This is a genomic window from Pseudomonas inefficax (assembly GCF_900277125.1).
GTDB classification, from domain to species: Bacteria; Pseudomonadota; Gammaproteobacteria; order Pseudomonadales; family Pseudomonadaceae; genus Aquipseudomonas; species Aquipseudomonas inefficax.
In genome coordinates this window covers 1-1,962 of record NZ_OPYN01000171.1, presented here as the reverse complement: position 1 = coordinate 1,962, position 1,962 = coordinate 1, and the positions used below count along the sequence as shown (strand labels likewise).

The following is a 1,962-nucleotide window of genomic DNA, read 5'->3' as shown; positions in this document are numbered from 1 at the left end:
ATCAGTGACACGATCAGCGCGCGGTCGGGCCAGTCTTTCTTNACCTGGGTGATTTCGCGCAGGTTGATGTCCAGTGAGCGATCGGTGATGAGCTCGATGTTGTTGATGCCCTGCACCTGGCGGTTGGCGCCGTAATGCGCCGAGTAGCGCGACGACACGTTGACTGCCGCCGGGTCTTCGCCCAGTGTTTTCCACACTACGCCACCCCAGCCGGCCTCGAAGGCGCGGACCACGTTGTAGGCCTTGTCGGTTGGCGGTGCGGAGGCCAGCCAGAACGGGTTGGGGGCCTTGATACCGGCAAATTCGATGGACAGGTCGGCCATTTACGCAGCCTCCACGTTGAGCATGAGTTGGGCATGGATGGCTTCGGCAGCCAGCTTGCCGTGTTGCACGGCCTGGACGGTAAGGTCCTGGCCCAGGGCAGTGCAGTCGCCGCCGGCATATACGCCCGGCAGGCTGGTCTGCATCGTTTCGTCGACGCGGATGCGCTCACCAATGCGCACCAGTTGTGCTGCCACCGGGTCGCCGAGGCTGGCGTCGTCGAAGCGTTGGCCGATGGCCTTGAAAATGGCATCGGCAGCCAGCTCGAAGGTTTCGCCGGTGTCGCGCAGGCGGCCGTCTGCCAGCTCGGTGCGGGCAAAGCGCATGCCGCGCACCCTGCCGCTTTCGTCCAGCAGTACCGCATCGGGGCGGGCCCAGGTGTGCAGGCGTACCTGGTTGGCCTTGGCGATGTCCTGCTCGTGGCCGGTGGCACCCATGTCGGCATGGCCGCGGCGGTACACCAGGTTGACATCGCGGGCACCCAGGCGGCTCATCTGCACGGCCATGTCGATCGCGGTGTTGCCGGCACCGATCACCAGGCAGCGGTCAGCCAGGGGCAACTGGCTGAGGTCATCGGCTTGGCGCAGTTCGCGGATGTATGCGGTGGCGGCGAGCATGCCGGGGGCTTCTTCATCCGGCAGGCCGAGCTGGCGCACGGCATTCAGGCCCAGGCCGAGGAACACTGCGTCGTACTGGTCGCGCAGTTCGCCCAGGCCGAGGTTGCTACCCAGGCGCTGGCCATGGCGAATTTCGATGCCACCGATGCCGAGCAGGAATTCCACTTCACGCTGGGCATAGTCGTCCACCAGCTTGTAGCGGGCGATGCCGTACTCGTTGAGGCCGCCGGCCTTGTCGCAGGCCTCGAATACCACCACATCATGCCCATGCATGGCCAGGCGGTGGGCGCACGACAGCCCGGCAGGGCCGGCACCGACCACGGCAATGCGCTTGCCGGTGGCCGGCGAGCGCTGGAACGGGTGCTCGGTGAAGTGTGCGTTGTCCAGGGCATAGCGCTGCAACTGGCCGATCAGCACCGGTGCGCATTCCTGCGCGTTATTGCGCACGCAGGCTTGCTGGCAAAGGATTTCGGTTGGGCAGACGCGGGCGCAACTGCCGCCGAGAATGTTGGCCGAAAGGATGCGCTCGGCGGCGCCTTGCAGGTTTTCGTCGCTGATGCGGTGGATGAACGACGGGATGTCGATGTCGCTGGGGCAGGCGTTGACGCAGGGGGCGTCATAGCAATACAGGCAGCGTGCGCTTTCGACGGCGGCCTGGCGGGCGGTGAGGGGTGGGGCCAGGTCGCTGAAGCGCTCGGCTAGTTGGTCGGCGCCGGCCCGGGGGCGCGGCAAGTGGTTCAGGGCGTCGATCACGGTTGTAGCCTCTCTATTTTTTATGGATGCAGGCGACAAGCATTGCGGTGTTTTCTAGGGCCGCTGCGCGACCCATCGCGACACCAGGCCGCTCCTACAAGGAACCGCGCACTCATGTAGGAGCGGCCTTGTGTCGCGATGGGCTGCGCAGCAGCCCCAATGGCCTTAACGCTGCACGGGCGTCGGCCGCTGCACTTCGGCCCTGCGCCCCAGCACCTCATACACCGACGGATACGCCGGCCGTTCCACATAACGCCCCGCGCCCTTTTCC

Annotated in this window: 2 protein-coding genes and 1 pseudogene; all 3 read right to left on the bottom strand. The window is 65.8% G+C overall.

What is annotated here, in order from left to right; all coding sequences use genetic code 11:
* Positions 1-323 (bottom strand): annotated as a pseudogene (locus JV551A3_RS20600) (NAD-dependent dihydropyrimidine dehydrogenase subunit PreA); the annotation flags it as partial.
* Positions 324-1,691, bottom strand: coding sequence for an NAD(P)-dependent oxidoreductase (locus JV551A3_RS20595; protein ID WP_133979082.1), 1,368 nt, complete (start codon positions 1,689-1,691; stop codon positions 324-326).
* 165 nt (positions 1,692-1,856) lie between these two features.
* Positions 1,857-1,962 (bottom strand): hypothetical protein (locus JV551A3_RS31105; RefSeq protein ID WP_235874620.1); only part of this gene is annotated, 106 nt, incomplete at its 5' end.